Here is a 20,329-nt window from a genome sequence, read left to right on the forward strand (position 1 = left end):
AGGCCCCATTTGCCGGTGGCCTCGTCGAGGACGCCGCGTAGCTGGCTGTTGATGGTGTCGCGGGAGGTGAGGGTCTTCTCCAGGTCCATGGAGCCGACGACGTTGCGCAGGGTGGTGACGGTGAGTTGTTCGACGGCCTGGATGTAGTTGGCGATCTCGTAGGCGGCCGCGCGGGGGTCGGTGACCTGGAAGTAGAGGACGGTGTCGATCTCGACGACGAGGTTGTCCTCGGTGATGACCGGCTGGGGCCGGAAGGAGACGACCTGTTCGCGCAGGTCGATCATCGTGTAGACGCGGTCGACGTAGGGGATGACGAAGTTGAGTCCGGGTTTGAGGGTGCGGTGGTACCGGCCGAGCCGCTCGACGTTGCGGGCCCTCGCCTGCGGCACGATGCGCACCGCTTTGAGTACCGTGATCACCGCGAAGAGGGCGATGACCAAGCCGACGATCAGCAGCTCCATATGATCACTCCCGGGGATAGACGAGGGCGGTGGCGCCCTCGATCTCGATGACGTCGACGGTCGCCCCGGTGGGGATGACCAGCGTTTCGTCATAGGCGCGTGCGGACCATTCCTCGCCACCGATGCGCACTCTGCCGTCGCGGCCGGTGACCTCGGAGGTCACGTACGCGGGCTTGCCGACCAGCGCCTCCACGCCGAAGCGCTTGAGCTGGGGCTGGCGGATGTGCCGCAGGGCGATGGGCCGGACAGTGAACAGCCCGGCCGCCGACGACAGTGTGAAGACGAGCAGTTGAAGCGGAATGGGCAGGCCTAGTGCCGCGGTGGCGGCGGTCAAGAGAGATGCGACGCCAAGGATGCCCAGAGCGGCCGTGAGGGTGAAGATCTCCGCCACACCGAGCACGACGGCGAGGATTATCCAGATGACCCAATCTTCCATGCGTTGGCCCTCCTGACAGGTGAACGGGCCTAGGTCTGCTTGATGTTCCCCCTCCTACGTTAAACCTGGAGCGGGCGCTTGTTGCACCCATCCGCCGCCGGATGCCGGATCGTGAAGTGCGCTGCCCAGCCGCCATTTCTCCCAGGAAAGCTGCCAGTAGCCCCAGCCGTTGTTCCATTCGAGTGGCCGGTCGGTGCCGGTGATGCTGACGGGGTCGCCGCGCAGGGAGTTGGCGTAGAACCAAGCTGCCTGGTCAGGGCGGGAATTGATGCAGCCGTGGCTGACATTGGCCCGGCCCTGGGCCCAGACGTTGTTCTTCGCGTGCACGTATTCGCCGGAATTCGAGATGCGCACGGCGTGGTCGATCATCAGGTCGTAAAAACCGGGGTCGCCTTTTTTTCGTCCCGGGGACACCATGCGCACCGGGTTTCCCTTGTCCATCGTGAGATGGACTCCGCTGGTGGTGGTGTATTCGCGGGTGGTGGCCATGCCCGCGCTGATGGCCATGTTCTGGACGACCTGGCCGTCGCGCCTGACCACCATCTGGTGGGTGCGGGTGTCGACGGTGCTGGTCTGCTTGCGGCCCACGGTGAAGGAGAGCGTGTGGTCGGCGGTGCCGAGGACGCCGGGGGACGGGCGTACGCCGGTCAGGTGGGCGGTGAAGGTGACCTTCTGCCGGGCCGGCCAGAAGCGGCTGGTGCGATAGACGACCTGGGTGTCGCCGGTCCAGCGCCAGGCGCCCTCGATCGGCTTGGCCGCGGTGACCTCGAGCGCGCGCTCCACGGCGGCCTTGTCGCGGACGGGGCCGTCGAAGGTGACGATGATCGGCATGCCGACGCCGACCTCCTCGCCGGGCAGCGGCGAGACGGAGGCGACGTTGAAGGCGCGGCCGGCGGCGCGGGTGCGGAAGCGGCCCATGGCGATGGACGTAGGACCGCCGGTGGTGGCGGCGGTCGCGGTCACCGCGTACTCGGTGTCGGGCTCCAGCGCCCAGCTGGAACGCCAGGTGGTGCCCCCCGGGTCGAGGGAGCCGGGCACCGGGCGGCCCGCGGCGTACGCGAGGACCTGGCGCAACGTGCCGCCGCCGGCCTTGACCACGAGGCCGCGGTCCGGCCGGGCGCGGTCGGAGTCGAAGGCCGGAAAGGTGGTGATGACCGGGGGCGCGGCCGCGGGGGTCTCGGCCGTGACCGAGGAGCACCCCACGACCGTGAGCAGGACGACGAGACAGAAAGCCGCGGCACGCCGCATCTCACTCCTGGATTCCTGGGGGCGGGGAGCTCCTAGGGTAGCGGTGAGTCACGGCTTGAGCACATCGAGTCACCTATCGGACAGTTCCGGAAACCTCCCCCAGGCCGAGCCCGCCGGCGGTGGCGGTGATGGTCACCGTGTCGCCGTCCTCCAGGAACGTGCGCACTGACCCGTCGGGCAGCTTGATCGGCTCGGTGCCGTTCCAGCTCAGTTCCATGAGCGAGCCGCGCTGTCCGGGCTCGGGCCCGGAGATCGTGCCGCTGCCGTAGAGGTCGCCGGTCCGCAGCGCCGCGCCGTTCACGGTCATGTGGGCGAGCATCTGATCCGGCGTCCAGTACATGCTCCGGTACGGCGGCCGCGACACCACGACCCCGTTGAGCAGCACTTCGAGCTCGATGTCCAGCCCCCAGTCACCCTGCCTGCGCAGATAGTCCAGCGGCGCCGGATCCTGCGCACGCCCCGGCACCCGCGGCAGCGCCTCCAGCGGCGTCACCCACGGCGAGATCGAGGTCGCGAACGACTTGCCCAGGAAGGGCCCGAGCGGCTGCGCCTCCCAGCCCTGGATGTCGCGGGCGCTCCAGTCGTTGAGCAGCGTCACCCCGAACACGTGGTCCTCGAACGCCCCGGCGGGAGCCCCGATCGCGGACGGCGTGCCGACCACGAAGCCCAGTTCGGCCTCGATGTCGAGCTTGGCGCACGGACCGAACACCCCGGCGCGCAACTGCCCGCTGGGCCGCGTGACCGGCGTGCCCGAGACCACCACGGTCCCCGAGCGACCGTGGTAGCCGACGGGCAGGTGGCGCCAGTTGGGCAGCAGCGCCTCCGCGTTCGGCCGGAACATCTTGCCCATGTTGGTGGCGTGGTCGACCGAGGCGTAGAAGTCGACGTAGTCGGCGACCTCGACGGGCAGGTGGAGCGTGACCTGGTCGAGCGGGATCAGGTGCGGTTCTGCCAGCGAGAGGTCGTCGGTCAGCTTGGTCTGGATGAGCGCGCGGGTGTCGTGCCAGGCGTGCCGCCCGCGGGCCATGAAGGCGTTGAGGCTGCCGGTGGCGAACACCTCGTCGTGCAGAAACGCGGACAGGTCCAGGACGCGGTCCTCGAAGCGCACGCCCACGCGCGGGGCCTCGCCCCGGCGGGAGAACACCCCATAGGGCAGGTTCTCGACGCCCCACCTACGCTCCGTCACTGATCACTCCTAGTGTCTTGAGGTCGTCGATGGGCGTGCTTGTGCTGCACGATCCGTAGCTGACCAGCAGTTCACGGGCGCGCTTCGCGCTCTCCTCCGGTACGGCCAGCGCCAGCCGTACCAGATGGCCGACGTCGGTCGTGCGCAGGACGGGCACCGGATCGCGGTGCTCCACGGCCTCGCAGACGGCGAGCACGAGGTTGAGGAAGCCGTGCCGGTCGACGCCGAGCGCGGGGTCGAAGTGGCGTACGGCGTGGTGCAGCCCGGCCGTGGCCTTGAACGGGATGTCGTTGTTCACGCAGTGGGCGATGAAGGCGCCCAGGTGTTCGGCGGGCGGGAAGGCGTCGGCGGTCGTCCCGCCGCAGCGCACCTTGAGCCCGGCGCCCTCGGGCAGGCCGGTGACCTGGGATCGGGCCGGGACCTCGATGAACAGGCGGACGCCGTCGGGCAGGTCCAGGCGGCCGGCCTCCTCGGGCGGCAGCCGTACCTCCACGAAGTCGATGGGGAGGTCGGCGAAGGCGGGCAGTTCGCCGGTGTCGAGGATCAGGCCCATGCGGGTGGGACGGGGCTCGGCGCGGCGCAGCGTGTCGAGGCGGGAGGCGGGGCACAGGAAGCGGTGGGTGAGCAGGGGGCTGGCCGCTTCGAGGTCGCGCCGGTGGCGGGCGAGGGCCTCGTTCATGTGCAGCGAGGTCGGCGGGAACAGGCCGGCGTCGTCGACGAGGGCGGTGAACAGGGTGTTCATCGTGCCCAGGTCCAGGCGTAGCCGGGGTCCTCGCACGACAGCGCGCCCTGGCCGAGGTCGAGCGGGCGGAAGGTGTCGACCATGACGGCCATCTCGCTGGTGTGGGTGGCGCCGGCCTCGATGACCGCTTCGACCGCTCCCGGCTGCGGGCCGTGGGTGAAGCCGGCCGGATGCAAGGAGATCGAGCCGACGTCGATGCCGGAGCCCGCGCGGGCGGAGTAGTCGCCGCCGACGTAGAACATGAACTCGTCGGAGTCCACGTTGTGGTGGTTGTAGGGGATCGGCACGGCGTCGGGGTGGAAGTCCAGCGGCCTCGGCATGAACGAGCAGACCACGAAGCCGGGGCCCTCGAACGTCTGGTGCACGGGCGGCGGCGCGTGCGTCTTCTTCACGATCGGCTCGAAGTCGTTGATGTTGAAGGCGTAGGGGTAGAGGTAGCCGTCCCAGCCGACCACGTCGAACGGGTGGTTGCGGTAGACGAGCCTGGTCAGCCCGCCGCGGGTGCGGACGAGGACCGGAACCTCCTCGCCCTCGGCGGTGAAGGGCTCCTGCGGGGTGCGCAGGTCGCGCTCGCAGTAGGGGGCGTGCTCCAGGAACTGGCCGTACTGCGACAGGTAGCGCTTGGGCGGCCTGATGTGCCCGGAGGCCTCGATGGCCAGCACGTTCACGGTGCCGGACGGCACCCACCGGTGGATGGTGCCGGTGGGGACGACGATGTAGTCGCCCTCTCCCGCCTCGATGACGCCGTAGGTGGACTCGAAGCGTACGTTGCCGCGCTGGATGTAGACGCACTCGTCGCCCATGGAGTTGCGGTACAGCTCGCTGGGGCGGTCGCTGGTGGCGTACGACAATCGGACGTCGCCGTTGGCGGACAGCAGCATCCGGCCGGTCACCAGGTCTCCGGCGGAGGCGAGGTCCTGGGTGCGGAAGTGGCGCGGGGAGAGCGGCAGGTTCGCGCTGGTCGTGGCGGGCAGGAGCGGTTCGACCGCCTCGGCCTTGACGATCGCGGTGGGGAGGTGGCGGTGGTAGAGCAGGGAGGAGTCGGATGAGAAGCCCTCTTCGCCCATGAGCTCCTCGGCGTACAGGCCGCCGTCCGGGCGCCGGAACTGCACGTGGCGCTTCCTGGGTACCTCGCCTACGAGCCGGTAGTACGGCATCTCTCTCAACTCCGTCCGGTTATCGGACACTTATGTCCTCTATGTGTAACTACCGTCCTTCATGGCGGGCCGTACTGTCAACCAAGCGCGGCGGCGAGTTCGCCGGCGGCCACCACGACGCGGGGACCGGTGCCCTCGGCGAGTCCGCCGAAGCTCACCACCCCCACGGACGCCTCCAGCCACGGCAGTCCCGTGACCGGTGCGGCGATCCCGCGGGCACCCTCCTGGAGCTGGCCCTCCGTCACCTGATACCCGGTGTTGCCGCCGCGCATCGCGAGGATGGCCTGGCCCGCCGCGCCCTTGGCCAGCGGGTGCCGCGAGCCCTCGCGGTAGGCCACGTGCAGGTCGGTCCAGGACGGCTCGACGACCGCGACCGCGAGCCCGTCGTCGCCCTCGGCCACGGTCAGGTGCGCGGTGGCGCCCACCTCCTCGGCCAGGCGCCGCAGCGTCGGCAGCGCCGCCGCCCGCAGGAGCGGTTGTACGGCCTGCGCCAGCACCAGCACCCCGAACCCGAGATGCACCCGCCCCTCGGCGTCCCTGCGCGCGAAACCCTCGTTCATCAGCGTCGTGACCAGCCGGTACACCACCGGCCTGCTCAGCTCCAGCGAGGCGGCCAGTTCGGTGGGTGTGCGGCCCCCGTGCCCGTCGGCGAGCAGCCGGAGCAGGCGGAGCCCGCGCTCCAGGGTCTGGGCGGATTCTGCGGCCATGCTGTTGATTATGCGTGGTGCTGGTGTGACGCTCCGCACTGAAGCGGGTAAGTACCCGGTTAGTCGGACCGGGGGGTAAATATGCGGCAAATGTGGCTTGTCCTGATCGGCGGGCTGGCTATCTGTGCGTTGATCCCCGCTCTGCCTTCGGTCGGGGAGCGGGCGTCCTCCCTGATCCGCAGCAACGGAATGAGCCCGCCCCGGACATCCAAGCCCGGCCTGCTGGTCGAGACCACGTTCTACGCCACCCAGGGCATCGAGGTCGGCGAGCGGATCCTGCCCTTCGACGAGCAGGCCCAGATCCGGCCCAAAGAGGTGGCGCCGGGCGTAAGGGTGGACGAGAGCGGCAGCCTGCAGGGCAAGCCGCTGAGACCCGGCACCTTCGCCTCGCCGATCGAGCTCTGCCGCGGGCGCACCTGCGCCGAAGACATGATCACGCTCATCGTCTACCGGAACGTTCCATGGGAGCCGGGCAACCTCACCTTCCCCGGCAAGGTCGGGGAGCCGATGAACGGGGAGATCTCGATCAACGGGGGCCCGACCGGCGTCCTGCCCACGTTCACCGTGACCGACTACGACAAGCTGCCGGAGGGCGTGAGCATCGGCCCGGACGGCCATGTCGGCGGGGTCCCGGCCATGAGCGGGCACTTCGAGATCCCCGTGCGCATCTGCGTGGCGGGCAACTGCGCGGGCGTCGTGGTGAAGATGATCGTGGTCTGAGGCCCTTGCGGCGGGTGGCGTCGAGCGGCCACGGTGGTGGCATGAAATCGGTCATCGTGGTCGGAGCGGGTATTTGGGGTGCGTCGCTGGCATTGCGGCTGGCCGAAACAGGCTGGCAGGTAACGCTGATCGAACAGCACAAACCCGGGCACGTACGGCAGGCCAGCGCGGGCGAGACCCGGCTGCTGCGCGCCGCGCACGGAGACGATGAGTGGTACGCCCGGTCCTTCTGGCAGGCGCTCGACGGATGGCGCCGCCTGGAGGAACGGGCCGGTGAGCAGCTCTACCACGAGGCCGGGATGATGTGGCTGGCCCAGGATCCCGACGGGTGGGAGCAGGCCAGCGCCCGGGTGCTGAAGAACCTGGACATCCCCTGCGAGGTGCTGGAGCCGTCGGACGGGAGCAGGTTCTTCCCCGAGTTCCGGCCCGACGGGCTCAGCTTCCTGCTCTGGGAGCCCAAGGCCGGGGTGATCAGGGCGCGGCGGGCCACGCAGGTGACGGCGGCGCTGGCCGTACGGGCTGGGGCGGAGCTCGTCAGGGCGCGGGCGCTGCCCGCGGACGGCGGGGTGGTGGTCGACGGGCGGACGCTCACCGCGGACCGGGTGGTCTGGGCGACGGGGGCGTGGATGCCGGAACTGTTCGACGCGCCGCTGACCGTCACCAAGCAGGACACGCTGCACTTCGCGGTGCCGGCCGCGTGGACCGTGCCGGGCATGCCCGCCTTCGTGGATCACAGCGCCTCGTTCTACGGGCACGGCGACGTGGACGGGGTGGGGATGAAGGCCACCTCCGACGTGGAGGGCGAGCCGTACGAGCCGGAGCACGGCCCGCGCACCGTGGACGCCGCCGGCGTGGAGCGGGCCAGGACGTATCTGGCGCGCAGGTTCCCTTCGCTGGCCGGCGCGCCGGTGCTGTTCAGCCAGGTCTGCCAGTACGCGCTCACGCCCGACGCGGAGTGGATCATCGCCGAGACCGCGCCGGGCGTCTGGCTGCTGGGCGGGGACTCCGGGCACGGGTTCAAGCACGCGCCCTCGCTGGCCGCGTACGTGGCCGGGGTCCTGGACGGCGAGCACGCCCCGGACGCCCGCTTCGGGCTGGGCCGGCGGGTGCCGACCAGAGGCCTGCGGACCAGCGGAGACTCCAGGTAAGGCCAGCCCTACCCGCACTTCGGGGGAGTGCGGGGCAGATCAGGACGGTGATCGCGGCGGACACTTCGGGAAGGAAACTCGGGAAGGAACGAAGATGTCTGCTCCGCACTCCGTCCGCACCTCCGCGGGCCTGTGGCTCACCGCGGTCGCGCTCGGCGCCGCCGAGACCGCGATCGCCGTCAGCGGCCTGCTGATCAGCGGCGAGGCGAGCGTGGGCGAGCTCGCCGGAGGTCTCGGCCTGCGCCTGGCGATCTACGCCGCCGCCGTCTACCTCGCCCTCGCGCTGCGAAGGGGCAAGAACTGGGCCAGGCTCACGCTGACCGCGACCCTGGGCGTGTTCGGCACGATCTCGCTGGTCATCGAGCCGATCCGGTACTTCATGGCCGGCGGCGGCCTCGCGGAGGCCCTGTCCTCGGCCGGCGCGGCCGACCTCGCCATGGGCGCGAGCCGGGTGCTCCACCTGACCGCGGTGCTGGGGGCGGTGGCACTGATGTTCCAGCCGAGCGCCAACGACTACTTCGCGGGGAACTCCGGCGCCCGCAGGTTGCGTACACCCGGTGAGAGAAGGGCCGCGGCCGTCGACACCACGACCACGGCCGTGCAGACCAGCATGGCCGACCTCGCGTCGACCATGACCGCCAGGCGGCCCGCCAGCAACAAGCCGAGCGGCCCGAACATCAACGACCCCAGCGCGTCGTAGGCGCTCACCCGCGACAGCGCCTCGGGCGGCACCTCGCGCTGCAACGTGGTCTGCCACAGCACGCCGAACACGTCGAAGCAGATCCCGAGCAAGAAGGCCCCCGCCACCACCACCCACAGCGGCGCGTCCACCCCCAGCAGGAAGTACGGCAGCGCCGACGGGAAACACAGCAACGTGGCGATCAGGATGGGCCGCTTGGGCCGCAGCCGCAACGCCACCACCACACCGACCAGCGTGCCCACGGCCTCCCCCGCGAGCACGGCCGACCAGGCGCCCGCGCCGCCGAGATGTTCCTTGGCCAGCAGCGGCCCCAGCACGCCGTGGGCCGCCTGCAGGGCCATGATCATGACGGAGAACTGGGCCACCACCACCCACAGCCACTGCCGGGAGCTGAACTCCTTCCACCCGTCCTTCAGGTCGCGCAGCACCGAATGCCGCGCGTCGCCGGTCCGCACGTGCGCCGGCAGGCGGAGGAACTGGATCAGCAGCCCCGAGACGCCGAACATCAGCCCGCTCACCGCCAGCGCCCAGGCGCCGCCGACCAGTGTCACGGTGATGCCGCTGAGCACCGCCCCGGCCACGCGGGAGGTGTTGGCGCCCAGGCCGAGCAGCGCGTTGCCGGTCTGCAGCCGGTCGGCGGGCACGACCTCGGGGATGATGCCGGTGAGGGCGGGGAAGAGCACGGCCATCGCGATGCCGGCGAGGGCGGCGGCGGTGGTCAGCGCGGGCAGCGGCGTCCAGCCGGTGAACAGCATCGCGGCCAGCGCGGAGTAGGCGGCGCAGTTGACCCACTCGCCGGTCATCATGACGAGCTGCCGGGGGAAGCGGTCCGCGATCACCCCGCCGACCAGCATGAACAGCACCATCGGCAGCGACTGGGCGGTCAGCACCACCGACAGGGTGGAGGCGTTCGCCCCTGGCAGCCCGAGCACGCCGAACGCCAGCGCCACCGGCGCGAAGGCGCTGCCGAGGACCGAGATGGTCCTGGCCGACAGCAGGAGGGCGAAACGGTGGTCCCGGAGGAGCACGAGATCCTGGCGAAAGCTCTGCACTCGCGCCATTGTCCCGCCTGCCTGCGACATTTCTGTCGGCGGGTAACAAGACCGGCTTTGGAATGTGCAGGCGATTGGCAAGAAACGCGGTGCTATCTGCCGTAATTTGCTGGATCGTGAGCGTGCTGATACGGCGAGTCGCCCGATGGGCCAGGGAGATTCCCGACGCGCCCGCCTACACCTTCGTGGACCATCTGGGCGACGGGGCGTGGCACACGCTCACCTGGCGGCAGGTGGACCGCAGGGCCCGCGCGCTGGCCGTGCGCGTGCGGGAACTGGCCGGGCCCGGTGACCGGGTGGCCATCCTCGCGCCTCAGGGACTCGACTACGTCGTGGCCATGATCGCAACCCTGTACGCCGGGGTCGTCGCGGTGCCGCTGTTCGCGCCCGACCTGCCCGGCCACGCCGAGCGGCTGGCCCGCGCCTACACCGACGCCGAGCCCGCCCTCGTGCTCACGACCACGCCGGCGCTGCCCGGTGTGCGGGCCTTCGTGGACGGCGGGGCCGTACTCGCCGTGGACACCGTCTCCGACCTGCTCGCCGACGAATGGGACGAGGTGGCGCTCGGGCCTGACGACCTCGCCTACCTGCAGTACACCTCCGGCTCCACCCGGCAGCCCACCGGCGTCGAGATCACCCACGGCAACGTGGAGGCCAACGCCCTGCAGCTCTGGGAGGCCTTCGACGCCAAGCCGCGCTCCTCCGTCGCCGCGCTCTGGCTGCCGCTCTTCCACGACATGGGGCTGATCGCCACCATCGCGCTGCCCATCGTCGGGGGCAACCAGGTGGCGTTCATGGACCCGGTCGCGTTCGTCATGCACCCGGTGCGCTGGCTGCGGTTGCTCAGCGAGTTCGACGACGTCTATACCGGCGGGCCCAACTTCGCCTACGAGTACACCGCCGCGCGGGTGAGCGAGGCCGACAAGGACGGGCTGGACCTGTCCGGCGTGCGGGTCATGCTCAACGGCGCCGAACCCGTCAGGCCCGGCACCGGCGCCGCCTTCCACGCCGCGTTCGCGCGCTGTGGGCTGCGGCCGCAGGCCCACACTCCCGCGTACGGCCTGGCCGAGGCCACCGTGTTCGTCTCGGCCGTCGGCTGTGACGAGGTCGCCAAGGTCACCGAGTTCGACCGGGAGGCGCTCGGGGAGGGGCGGGCGGTGGCGTACACGTCGGGCGCCAAGAGCACGCTCGTCTCCTGCGGGCGGCCGACCGGGCAGCGGGTCCGCGTCGACGCGCCGGACGGGCACGTCGGCGAGATCCGCGTCCAGGGGCCGAACGTCGCCCGCGCCTACTGGCGCGACCCCGAGCGCAGCGCCGAGGTGTTCGGGTCCGGCTGGCTGCGCACCGGCGACCTCGGGGTCATCCACGAGGGCGAGCTCTACGTGACCGGGCGGATCAAGGACCTGATCATCGTCGACGGGCGCAACCACTACCCGCAGGACATCGAGGCCACCGTTCAGGAGGCGTGCGAGGCGGTGCGGCGCGATCACGTGGCGGCCTTCGCGGTGCCGGGTGAGCTGGGGGAGCGGGTGGTCGTGGTGGCCGAACGTTCCCGGCGCGGGCTGGAGGCTGATCTGTCCGAGGTGGCCAGGCTCGTGCGGGCCGCCGTGGCCAGGAAGCACGATCTGGCCGTGCACGACGTGGTGCTGGCGGCGGCGGGAGCCGTACCGAGGACATCCAGCGGGAAGATCGCGCGGCGGGCCTGCCTTCAGGCCTACCTGGAGGACGCCTTTGTTTGAGTCGGCCGGGCGGATCGTCTATCGCGGCAGGTGGACGCTGCTGGTGCTGAGCCTCGCCCTGGCGGTGCTGGCCGCGCCGTTCGGCATGGAGTTGTTCGGGCGGATGGTGGACGGCGGGTTCGACGACCCCAAGGCCGACTCGACCACGGCCGCCCGCTGGAACGACGCCTGGTACAGCGGCAACTCGCCCGACGTGGTCGTCCTCTACCGGCACCCGAAGGTCAAGGTCGCCGACCCGAGGTTCAAGAAGGCGGTGCACGACTCGCTGCGCCGCCTGCCCGCCGCCCACGTGCGCAGGCTCGCCACCTACTGGACCACCGCCTCCCCCCGGATGGTCTCCGAGGACGAGCACTCCACCTACGCGCTGATCACCCTGCGCGGCGGCCCGCAGACCAAGCAGCGTGCCTACGCCGAGGTCAAGGACCGCCTCGCCGTCGAGAACCTCCAGGTCAAGGTGGGCGGCTCGGTGCCCCTGGTCAAGGAGCTCAACGACCAGACCGGCCGCGACCTGGCCAGGGCCGAGGCCATCTCGATGCCGGTGCTGCTCGTGCTGCTGGTGATCGTCTTCGGCAGCCTGGTCGCCGCGGGGCTGCCGCTGCTGGTCGGGCTGCTGTCCGTGCTCGGCGCGCTGGTCCTGCTGCGGCTGCTGACCGAGGTGACCGAGGTCTCCGTCTTCTCCCTCAACGTCGTCACCATGCTCGGGCTGGGGCTGGCGATCGACTACTCGCTGTTCGTGCTGAGCGCCTTCAGGGAGGAGGTACGGCGGGGCGCCACCAACGAGCAGGCCGTCGTACGCACGATGGCCACGGCCGGGCGGACCGTGGCGTTCTCCGGGCTCACCGTGGCCACGGCTCTGCTGGGGCTGCTGCTGTTCCCGCAGATGTTCCTGCGCTCGATCGGGCTCGGGGCGGCGGCGGTGGTGCTCGTGGCCATGCTGTCGGCGCTCGTGGTGCTGCCCGCGGTGCTGGGAGTGCTGGGGCGGCGGGTGGACGCGGTGCGGGTGGTCCCGGTCTTCACGGGAAACGGCACCTTCTGGCGTGGTATAGCCGCCAGCGTCATGAAAAAGCCCGTTGTTTACCTCGTTGGGGTGATGGGGGTGCTGGTGGCGCTGGCGCTGCCGTTCGCCCACGTGAAGTTCGGCAACGTCGACCACCGCGTCCTGCCCGCCGCCGCCGAGTCCCGCCAGGTCGCCGAGGCCGTCGACCGCGACTTCGCGCGCAACTCCATGGCCGCCATCGACGTGCACGTCCTCATCGAACGCCACTTCTCGGCGAAGCCCGCAGCCCCCGGACCCGTGGGCCAGGGCTACACGCCCGTCTCCGCCGTCACCCCGGTCAGCCCGCTGGACGCGAAGCCGTTCGCCGACCGCATCGACGCCCTCGACGGCGTCACCGGCGTCGACCTGGCCGGAGTCTCCCAGGCCAACGGCGCCGTCCGCCTGTCCGTCCGCTACGACGCCGACCCCATGTCCGCCCGCGCCCAGCGGATCGTCACCCTGATCAGGTCCATGGCGCCCGAGCCCAACACGCGCGCCGTCATCGTGGGCGGACCCACCGCGGCCCAGATGGACCTGATGGCCAGCCTCACCGCCGTCCTGCCGTGGATGGCGCTGGTCGTGGGCGGGGTGACGTTCGTGCTGTTGTTCCTGGCGTTCGGCTCTGTGGTGCTGCCGCTGAAGGCCCTGCTCATGAACGTCCTGTCCATCGGCGCCTCCTTCGGCGTCATCGTCTGGGCCTTCCAGGACGGTCACCTGGCCTCCACGCTCGGCTTCACCCCGACCGGGACCATCGAGGCGACCGTGACCGTGCTGATCCTGGCGGTGGTGTTCGGGCTGTCGATGGATTACGAGGTGTTCTTGTTGTCCCGCGTGCGTACCGAGTGGCTGCGCACCGGGGACAACGCTGCCGCTGTGGCCCTCGGGCTGGAGAAGACCGGCGGGATCATCACCAGTGCGGCCCTGCTGCTTCTTGTGGTGATCGGGGCGTTCTCCACGGCGGGCATCACGATCGTGAAGCTGCTGGGCGTGGGGATGTTCGTGGCCATCGTGGTGGACGCCACCTTGGTACGGGCGTTGCTGGTGCCCGCCACCATGCGCCTCATGGGCGGGGCCAACTGGTGGACGCCCCGCCGGCTCCAATCCCTCCACCTCCCCAACCCCCATGGGGACGGGTCAGCCGGTGGAGTATCGGCCCGCGCTCTTGGCGCCGGGTCGGCGGGTCGGGACGGCGGTGGAGTCCGGCGCTCTGGTACGGCGGGCGACGCGGGCGACGCGGCACCGGCTCGGGTCATCCGGCCGAACCCCGACGGGCCCGGGTGGTACTGGGAGAACGCGGACGAGCCTGCGGTGGATGGGCGGGCCCAAGGACACGAGCGCGCCGCTGGTAGCCCGGCACTGGGTGGCCGGGGTTCCGAGGGCGGGGTGAGTGGGCGGGTGGTGTTCGGGGCCGATACCGACCCTGAACCCGTGGCGGCGGAGCACGAGCCGGAGCTGCCGGACGGGTGCGCCCGGGGGTCCGGGGTAACAGGGCCCGAGGTGGAGCCGCTGGCCGGGAGCGCGCGGGGGCCTGGGGTAGCCGGGCGTGAGGTGGAGCCGGTGGCCGGGCGCGGGTTGGGGTCCGGGGGGACTGGGCGCGAGCCGTTGGTGGGGAGGGCTCGGGGGGAGGAAGGGGGGCCCTTGCGGAAGTTGCCCTACTCGCGGAGGGAGGTTTCGGCGCCGGTCAAGGATGTGGAGGTTGGGTGGGTCAAGGTTACGGCCGGCCGTACCAGGGTGGTCAGGGCTGTGCCGGGTGGGTGGGTTTGGGTGGAGGTTGAGTCGTGACGGTCGCCGCCACCCGGGTGGAGGGGGCTTGGGCTGGGTTGTTCGGGGTGGTGGGGCTGGCGGGGTTCGTGACGACGCTGGACAACACGGTGGTGACGGTCGCGGTGCCCACGATGGGGCGGGAACTGGGGGCGCGGCTGGCGGCCATGGAGTGGGTGGGCACGGGGTATGTGATCACGTTTGCCGGGTTGATGCTCGCCGGGGGGCGGTTGGCGGATCTCTGGGGGCGGCGGCGGGTGCTGGTGGCGGGGATGGCGGTGTTCAGCGTCGCTTCGGTGGTCGCTGGATTGGCCGGGACCGTTGAGGTGCTGGTGGCGGCTCGGGTGGTGCAGGGGGTGGGGGCGGCGATGGTCTTGCCTGCCACGTTGGCCGTGCTGGCGGGTGCCGGGGAACGGCGGCGGTCGGCGGGGATCGCGGTGTGGATGGCCTCCGGTGCTGCGGCGCTGGCGCTCGGGCCGGTGGTTGGCGGGTATCTGAGCGAGCACGCGCACTGGGGATGGGTGTTCCTGATCAATGTGCCGCTGGGGGCGGCGGTGATCGGGCTGGCGCTCGTGGCCCTGCCCCCAGACCCTCAACCCAGCTTCGGCTTCGGTTACCGCTCAAGGACCGACGCTGGGGTCGGTTGTGGGTCCCGCTCCGGTTCTCGCTCGGGGTACCGCTCCAGGACCGATGGTGGGCTCGGATCCGGGTTCCGGGTCTGGGGGCGGGTTTGGGTGGGGATGGATGGGCCGGGGGTGGTGTGTTCGGGGGTGTTTCTGGGGGCGGGGACCTTTGTGTTGATCCACGGGGCTGAGTACGGCTGGGCGCGGCCGGACATTGTCGCGGGGGTGGTGGTGAGCCTGGTGGCGGGGGTGGCGTTCGTGGTGGTGGAGCGGCGGGCGGCGTGGCCGATGGTGGATCTGGGGCTGTTCCGGGTCCGTAGCTTCAGCGGCGGCGTGGTGGCGCAGGTGCTCTGGGGGCTCGGGGTGAACGGCGTGTTCTTCTACACCGCGATCTTTCTGCAGGACGTGCTCGGGTTCACGCCGTCGGCCTCTGGGCTGGCGTTCGTGCCGCTGGCCCTGCTGGTGGTGGCGGTCGCGCCGCTGGTGCCGTGGGTGGAGCGGTGGGCGGGAGCGGGGCGTACCGTCGCGGCGGGTCTCGTCCTGGTGGCGGGTGGGATGGTGGTGGCGGCCTTTCTGCGGCCGGGGGACGGGTGGGGCGATCTGCTGCCCGCTGTCTGCGCGATCGGGGTGGGGTCGGCGTTGACGATGCCGCTGGGTTCGGCGGTGCTCGGTGCGGTGCCGGAGGAGCGGGCCGGGGTGGCGGGCGGGGTGTTCAGCGTGAGCCGGGAGATCTCCGGGCTGTTCGGGATCGCGGGGGTCGGCGGGGTGGTGCACGCCGTGGGGACGTTCGCCGCCGGGTACACCGTCGGGCTGCTCGCCGCCGCCGCGCTCGTGCTGGGCGGGGCGCTGGTCAGCTTGCTGAGCCTGCCGTGAGGGTTCAGGAAAGGGGCGGGGCGTGAGGGTGGCTGTGCTGGGTCTCGGGTCGCGGGGGGATGTGCAGCCCTGTGTGGCGCTGGCCCACGGGCTGGCCGGGCGCGGGCATGACGTGGTGGTCGTGGCGGCGCGGCGATATGCGCCGCTGGTCGGGGTCGGAGTCGGGGTCGGAGTCGGGGCAGGGATGGGGTTTGCGGGACTCAGTGTGGATCCGGTGGCGGTGGCCGGGAGTGCCGAGGGGCGGGCCTGGCTGGAGAGTGGGCCGCTGGGGTTCGTGCGGGGGTTCAGGGCCGTGGTCGAGCCGCTCGCCGAGACGCTCGTGAGCGAGGTGGACGCGGCCTGCCGGAAGGCCGATCTGGTGCTCGCGCCCGCTCTCGGCGCCTTCGGCAGGCATCTGCACGACCGGTACGGCATGCCGTACCGCATCCTGCATTTCCAGCCCGGCCACCCCACGACCGCCTTCCCGAACCCGCTCGTCCCCGCGCGGACCCTGGGCCGCCTCGGGAACCGGGCCAGCTACGCCCTGGTCGAGCGGCTCGGCTGGCTGGTGCTCGGCCGGATGGTGAACCGGCTGCGGGCGCGGACGCTCGGGCTGGGCAGGTTGCGGGGGAGTCCGTTCGCGGCCGATCGGCGGGATCGGGTGCCGGTTTTGTGTGGGTTCAGTGGGCATGTGGTGCCGCGGCCGGCGGACTGGCCGGATCATGTGCGGCAGACCGGCTACTGGACCTCGGACACAAAGAAGCTGGGGGACGAGCTGACGGCGTTCCTGGAGGCGGGGCCGCGGCCGGTCTACGTGGGGTTCGGGAGCATGGTGCCGGGTGATCCCGCGTGGACGGCCGAGCAGGTACGGGTGGCGCTCCGGCTGGCCGGGGTGCGGGCCGTGGTCCAGGGGCTGCCGGTGGAGCGGTCGGAGTCGGTGCTGCCGGTGGGGGAGGTGGCGCACGAGGCGTTGTTCGCGCGGGTCCGGGCCGTGGTGCACCACGGCGGGGCGGGGACCACGGGTGCGGCGCTGCGGGCGGGGGTGCCGGGCGTGGTGTGCCCGTTCTTCTCCGATCAGCCGTTCTGGGGGCTGCGGGTGGCGGCGCTGGGGGCGGGGCCGCCGCCGTTGCCGATCTCGCGGTTGGTGGCGGGGGAACTGGCTGCGCGGCTGCGGGCCGTACCGCAATATGAGGAAAAATCGCAGAACATCGGGCGGTTACTGCGCGCTGAAAACGGAGTGAAGAACGCTGTGGATCTCATTGAAGAGAGCTGATCGTCCCAGTAGTGTGCTTCATGCCCCCTTGATCCTCCCAGAGTAGGTGCCATGCGACTTCGTCCGCTCATCGTCACCGGACTCGCACTGTCGATGCTGGGCATCGGGATTCCCGCCTGGTCGGCGGACGACCCCCGCAGCTGCAACGACCTCATGTCGAGCGACACGCCCGCCTACGTCATGTGCACGTGGCTGGCCACGCCCGAGGAGGCCGCCGACATCGCGAGGTTCTGGCTGGACAACGACGGCGAGAACATGAAGAACGCCGGGCCCAACAGCGAGGTCGGCGTCGACTGCAGCGAGGCGGAGAACGCCTGCGACCCCAACCTCGAAGGCGACGGCGAGATGCACGACGTCGGCTCGCCCGACGTGGAGGGCTCAGAGGACGGCGGTACGCCCGACGCCTGCCCCGACGGCGGCAAGTGCCACATCGACCCCGACGAGGTCTCCGCGACCGAGGCCGCCGCCGCCGAGAAGACCGCGGCCGGGCAGAGCGCCAAGACCGCGCGCACCGACGGCATGCGGGTGTGGATCGACGCCGAGCTCGCCGACGACTGGAAGGCCGGAAAGCTGGCCGAGGCCGCCAAGAAGGTCGCCGCGCTGGCCGCCCAGCCGGGCGTGGTGGGCGTGCGGTTCAGCTCGCAGGTCGGCTACAACAAGACGCTGCAGACCGCCGAGGAACTCGACAAGTTCATCACCGAGGCCGCCCACGCGCTGCGCCAGGCCGTGCCCGGCAAGAAGCTGGCCATCCACACCGTCGTCCCGGCCCTGGGCTGCGGCGCGAACGAGGCCTGCAAGACGGAGATCGGCAAGAAGTACCCGCTGCTCGACCCCGACAAGGTCGGCGCCTGGCTGAAGGCGGGCCTGGTCGACCAGCTCGCCCTGGACAACGGCCACCTGTCCACCGAGTACGCCACCTGGCGGATCGACGCCGCCGAGGCCCAGCGCAACCAGTGGATCCAGGTCCGGGCCCGCGCCTGGGACTCCTGGGCGCAGATCGCCGCCGAGGACGCCGTCTTCACCGGTCCCGGCGCCTCCCAGCTGACCGCCGAGCAGGCCACGAAGACCATCACCGACCGCGTCGCCACCCCGCTGCAGGCCGACGCCGCCGAGACCGTCATCCTCTGGACCCGCTGGCAGGACGCCAAGGGCTCGGTCAACCGGGTCCTGGGCGACAAGCTCGCCGACAACGCCGCGTGGGAGCAGCTCAAGAAGCTCGACGCGGTCAAGGCGAGGCTGGCCACGATCTACGACCCGGCGACGCCCGAGGTCGACCAGGCCACCGACCTGAAGAAGCTCTCCGAGGTCTTCTCCACGGTGTACGTACGCGCCGCCTGAACCGCATCAGAATGAGCCCGCGCCTGGCGCGGGCTTTTTCTTTTTCTTTTGCGTGGCAAAGAGCGGACAATGGCCTTGCCTTCCTCGATTTCCTGACAGAAAGTCAGGGCGTCAAATGCACGGCCCGCGACCGAGGAGGTACCCCAATGGTCCGACGCTGGTTATCCGTCGTCTTCGCGATCTGCGCGACGGCGATTCTCGTGGCGCCGCCCGCCACGGCGCTGGTGCTGCCCACCCCGCGGGCCTTCGTCTCCAACCTGGATCTGGACTGCTTCAAAACAAACCCGTATCAGCCGCCCGCAACCTCCATTACGCTCAGGCACCTCAATCCGCAACTAGGTGACCTGCCCATTCAGACGGTCACGCTCGGCGCCCGCGAACAATTATGTGTCCCGGTCGCGAAGAACAATGTGATTCCGCCGCCCGGCGTCCTCGACTTCGTCAGATTCGTCGACCTGTCCTGCTACCGGATCACCGGCCCGTCTATCAACAGGACCATCGTTCTCCACCACCTCAACCCGGTCCTGCAGGACCAGCCGCGCAAGCAGGTCGTGCTGAACCAGCCGCAACAGCTCTGCGTACCCGTGGCCAAGAACGGCGTGCTCCCGTCCGCCGAGGTCCTTTCGGTGATCCGCCACATCGACCTCGAGTGCTACGGCTTCACCCCCAACCCGGTCATGAACAAGACGCTGAACCTCAGGCAGCTCAACCCGGTGCTGAGCAACATCCCACCGGCGAACGTGCAGGTCCTCGCCGCCCGCCAGCTCTGCGTGCCCGTGCAGAAACGCGGCGACAACATCCCCGCCGCGACGCTGAACATCGTGCGCTGGCTTGACCTGGAGAAGTACGACGTCAACGCCGCCACCACCGCGCCGGTGACGCTGAACCTGCGCCACCTCAACCCCGTACTCGGGCAGCTTCCCGGTGAGACGGCGACGCTCACCGGCCGCTCCCAGCTCGCCGTGCCGGTGGCCAAGAACGGCATGGTCCCGCCCGGGTGATCTCCGAAGGTCGGGCGGGGTCAACGGCCGCTGGAGAGCTGCCAGCCGTCCTTGGCCCCGCCCCTCCCGATTCCCAGCGCGGCCTGGATCATCGGGAACGACGCCTTGAACTCCCTCGTCCAGTACGGCCACGTGTGCGTCCCGTTGGCGTACAGGTTGAGCGTGTGCCGGATGCCGAGCCCGTTCAGCCGCCGCGACAGCGCCTTCGCCGTGTACGCCGAGATCGGCTCGCCCAGGTGGGCCGGATGCCAGGGCGAGCCGGGCGGGTCCAGCGGGCCGAGGAAGCTCGTGGTGCCGCTGGAGATGTACAGGCTCGTGCCCTTCAGGCCCGGCGCCAGCGCCATCGGGTCGTTCATCGCCCAGACCTTCTTGTCCTTGACCGGGTCGCCCCACAGGGCCTTCGGGTTCTGCTTCTCGCTGGCCTGCGCGTTCATGATGACCTCGGGGATGCCGGGGAGCCCGGTGGCCACGATGCCGCTGTAGGAGCCGGCGAAGCGGAACATTCCGGGGTAGCGGGCCGCGTACTTCATCGCGCCGTAGGCGCCCATGGACAGGCCCGCGATGGCGCGCCGCGTGCCGCCCCGGTAGCCGATCTCCACCAGGCGGCGTACCTCGTAGGTGTGGAAGGTGGCCCATTTCGGGGTGCCGCCGCGGCCGCCGTTGTACCAGTCCGAGTAGTTTCCCGCCCGTCCCGCCTCCGGCATGACGACGATCGCGTCCACGTTCTCGGTGAACGCCGCGACGTCGGTCATCCGGGTCCAGGAGGTGTAGTCGTCGGCGCCGCCGTGCAGCAGGTACAGCACCGGCCAGGTCCGCTTCGCCGACTTCGACCAGCCTTTGGGCAGCAGCAGGCGTACCGGCATCATCCGCCCGATCGACGGCGAGGAGATGAGGATGTCCAGCGTGCGCGGCCCGAGCCACCGCTCGCGCACCACCCGGGCGCTGCCGGGCAGCGCCTTCTGCCAGGGCGCGCTTCGCCGGCTGTTTTCCGGTACGGCCGGCGCCTTCGTCGGCCCGCCCTCCGGCACGATCGACCAGTCGGGATCGGCCACCGCGGGCGTGGCGCCGGCGGCGAGGATGAACGTGACGGCCAGGGCCGTCAGGGCGCGCGATCGCATGGTGGGTTCCTCCGCCGGTGAGGCTAGGGCT

General features: G+C 70.8%; 17 protein-coding genes. 8 read left to right on the forward strand and 9 right to left on the reverse strand.

Annotation, left to right across the window (positions count from 1 at the left end):
• The 7 genes from ACFWY5_RS47125 to ACFWY5_RS47155 all read right to left on the reverse strand — a co-directional run.
• A partial coding sequence (locus tag ACFWY5_RS47125; RefSeq protein WP_379638792.1) for an SPFH domain-containing protein occupies positions 1-461 on the reverse strand: 461 nt, incomplete at its 3' end.
• A 4-nt stretch (positions 462-465) separates the two neighbouring features.
• Positions 466-897, reverse strand: coding sequence for an NfeD family protein (locus ACFWY5_RS47130; RefSeq protein WP_379618352.1), 432 nt, complete (start codon positions 895-897; stop codon positions 466-468).
• Between the two features lie 54 nt (positions 898-951).
• Positions 952-2,145: an Ig-like domain-containing protein gene (locus ACFWY5_RS47135; RefSeq protein ID WP_379638793.1), complete on the reverse strand. Its 1,194-nt coding sequence runs from the start codon at positions 2,143-2,145 to the stop codon at positions 952-954.
• A gap of 73 nt (positions 2,146-2,218) precedes the next feature.
• Positions 2,219-3,331, reverse strand: a complete 1,113-nt coding sequence (gene fahA / locus ACFWY5_RS47140) for a fumarylacetoacetase (protein ID WP_379618356.1) — start codon at positions 3,329-3,331, stop codon at positions 2,219-2,221.
• Positions 3,318-4,109 carry a hypothetical protein gene (locus tag ACFWY5_RS47145; protein ID WP_379618358.1) on the reverse strand — a complete coding sequence of 264 codons (792 nt, stop codon included), beginning with the start codon at positions 4,107-4,109 and terminating at the stop codon, positions 3,318-3,320. Before ACFWY5_RS47145 ends, fahA begins: the two co-directional genes overlap by 14 nt.
• The gene (locus ACFWY5_RS47150) at positions 4,070-5,230 is read right to left on the reverse strand and encodes a homogentisate 1,2-dioxygenase (RefSeq protein ID WP_379638794.1); all 1,161 of its coding nucleotides are present in this window, start codon (positions 5,228-5,230) and stop codon (positions 4,070-4,072) included. The genes ACFWY5_RS47145 and ACFWY5_RS47150 overlap by 40 nt, the downstream gene beginning before the upstream one ends.
• A gap of 77 nt (positions 5,231-5,307) precedes the next feature.
• Entirely contained in the window at positions 5,308-5,937 is a 630-nt protein-coding gene (locus tag ACFWY5_RS47155) for an IclR family transcriptional regulator (RefSeq protein WP_379618362.1), read from the reverse strand.
• A gap of 90 nt (positions 5,938-6,027) precedes the next feature.
• Here ACFWY5_RS47155 and ACFWY5_RS47160 point away from each other — a divergent pair, with 90 nt between their 5' ends.
• Together ACFWY5_RS47160 and ACFWY5_RS47165 are read left to right on the forward strand one after the other, a co-directional pair.
• Positions 6,028-6,657: a hypothetical protein gene (locus ACFWY5_RS47160; RefSeq protein WP_379618364.1), complete on the forward strand. Its 630-nt coding sequence runs from the start codon at positions 6,028-6,030 to the stop codon at positions 6,655-6,657.
• A 41-nt stretch (positions 6,658-6,698) separates the two neighbouring features.
• A complete protein-coding gene (locus ACFWY5_RS47165; protein WP_379618366.1) occupies positions 6,699-7,805 on the forward strand; it encodes an NAD(P)/FAD-dependent oxidoreductase in 1,107 nt (368 codons plus the stop codon).
• 513 nt (positions 7,806-8,318) lie between these two features.
• Here the strand turns inward: ACFWY5_RS47165 and ACFWY5_RS47170 are convergent.
• Positions 8,319-9,557 (reverse strand): MFS transporter, encoded by a 1,239-nt coding sequence (locus tag ACFWY5_RS47170; RefSeq protein ID WP_379638795.1) that lies wholly within the window; start codon positions 9,555-9,557, stop codon positions 8,319-8,321.
• A gap of 116 nt (positions 9,558-9,673) precedes the next feature.
• On the opposite strand from ACFWY5_RS47170, the gene ACFWY5_RS47175 reads away from it, so the two are divergent.
• From ACFWY5_RS47175 to ACFWY5_RS47200, 6 genes are all read left to right on the forward strand, one after another.
• On the forward strand, positions 9,674-11,296 hold the full coding sequence (locus ACFWY5_RS47175; protein WP_379618370.1) for a fatty acyl-AMP ligase: 1,623 nt from the start codon (positions 9,674-9,676) through the stop codon (positions 11,294-11,296).
• Entirely contained in the window at positions 11,289-14,114 is a 2,826-nt protein-coding gene (locus tag ACFWY5_RS47180; RefSeq protein ID WP_379638796.1) for an MMPL family transporter, read from the forward strand. The genes ACFWY5_RS47175 and ACFWY5_RS47180 overlap by 8 nt, the downstream gene beginning before the upstream one ends.
• Positions 14,111-15,589 carry an MFS transporter gene (locus ACFWY5_RS47185; RefSeq protein ID WP_379638797.1) on the forward strand — a complete coding sequence of 493 codons (1,479 nt, stop codon included), beginning with the start codon at positions 14,111-14,113 and terminating at the stop codon, positions 15,587-15,589. Before ACFWY5_RS47180 ends, ACFWY5_RS47185 begins: the two co-directional genes overlap by 4 nt.
• Positions 15,590-15,611: 22 nt before the next feature.
• The gene (locus tag ACFWY5_RS47190) at positions 15,612-16,841 is read left to right on the forward strand and encodes a glycosyltransferase (RefSeq protein ID WP_379638798.1); all 1,230 of its coding nucleotides are present in this window, start codon (positions 15,612-15,614) and stop codon (positions 16,839-16,841) included.
• A gap of 51 nt (positions 16,842-16,892) precedes the next feature.
• On the forward strand, positions 16,893-18,179 hold the full coding sequence (locus ACFWY5_RS47195; RefSeq protein ID WP_379618378.1) for a hypothetical protein: 1,287 nt from the start codon (positions 16,893-16,895) through the stop codon (positions 18,177-18,179).
• A gap of 146 nt (positions 18,180-18,325) precedes the next feature.
• Positions 18,326-19,180 (forward strand): hypothetical protein, encoded by an 855-nt coding sequence (locus tag ACFWY5_RS47200; protein ID WP_379618380.1) that lies wholly within the window; start codon positions 18,326-18,328, stop codon positions 19,178-19,180.
• A gap of 20 nt (positions 19,181-19,200) precedes the next feature.
• On the opposite strand, the gene ACFWY5_RS47205 is transcribed toward ACFWY5_RS47200, so the two are convergent.
• The gene (locus ACFWY5_RS47205; RefSeq protein ID WP_379638799.1) at positions 19,201-20,298 is read right to left on the reverse strand and encodes an alpha/beta hydrolase; all 1,098 of its coding nucleotides are present in this window, start codon (positions 20,296-20,298) and stop codon (positions 19,201-19,203) included.
• Positions 20,299-20,329: the final 31 nt, after the last annotated feature.

It is taken from the genome of Nonomuraea sp. NPDC059007, assembly GCF_042740555.1.
GTDB lineage: Bacteria > Actinomycetota > Actinomycetes > Streptosporangiales > Streptosporangiaceae > Nonomuraea.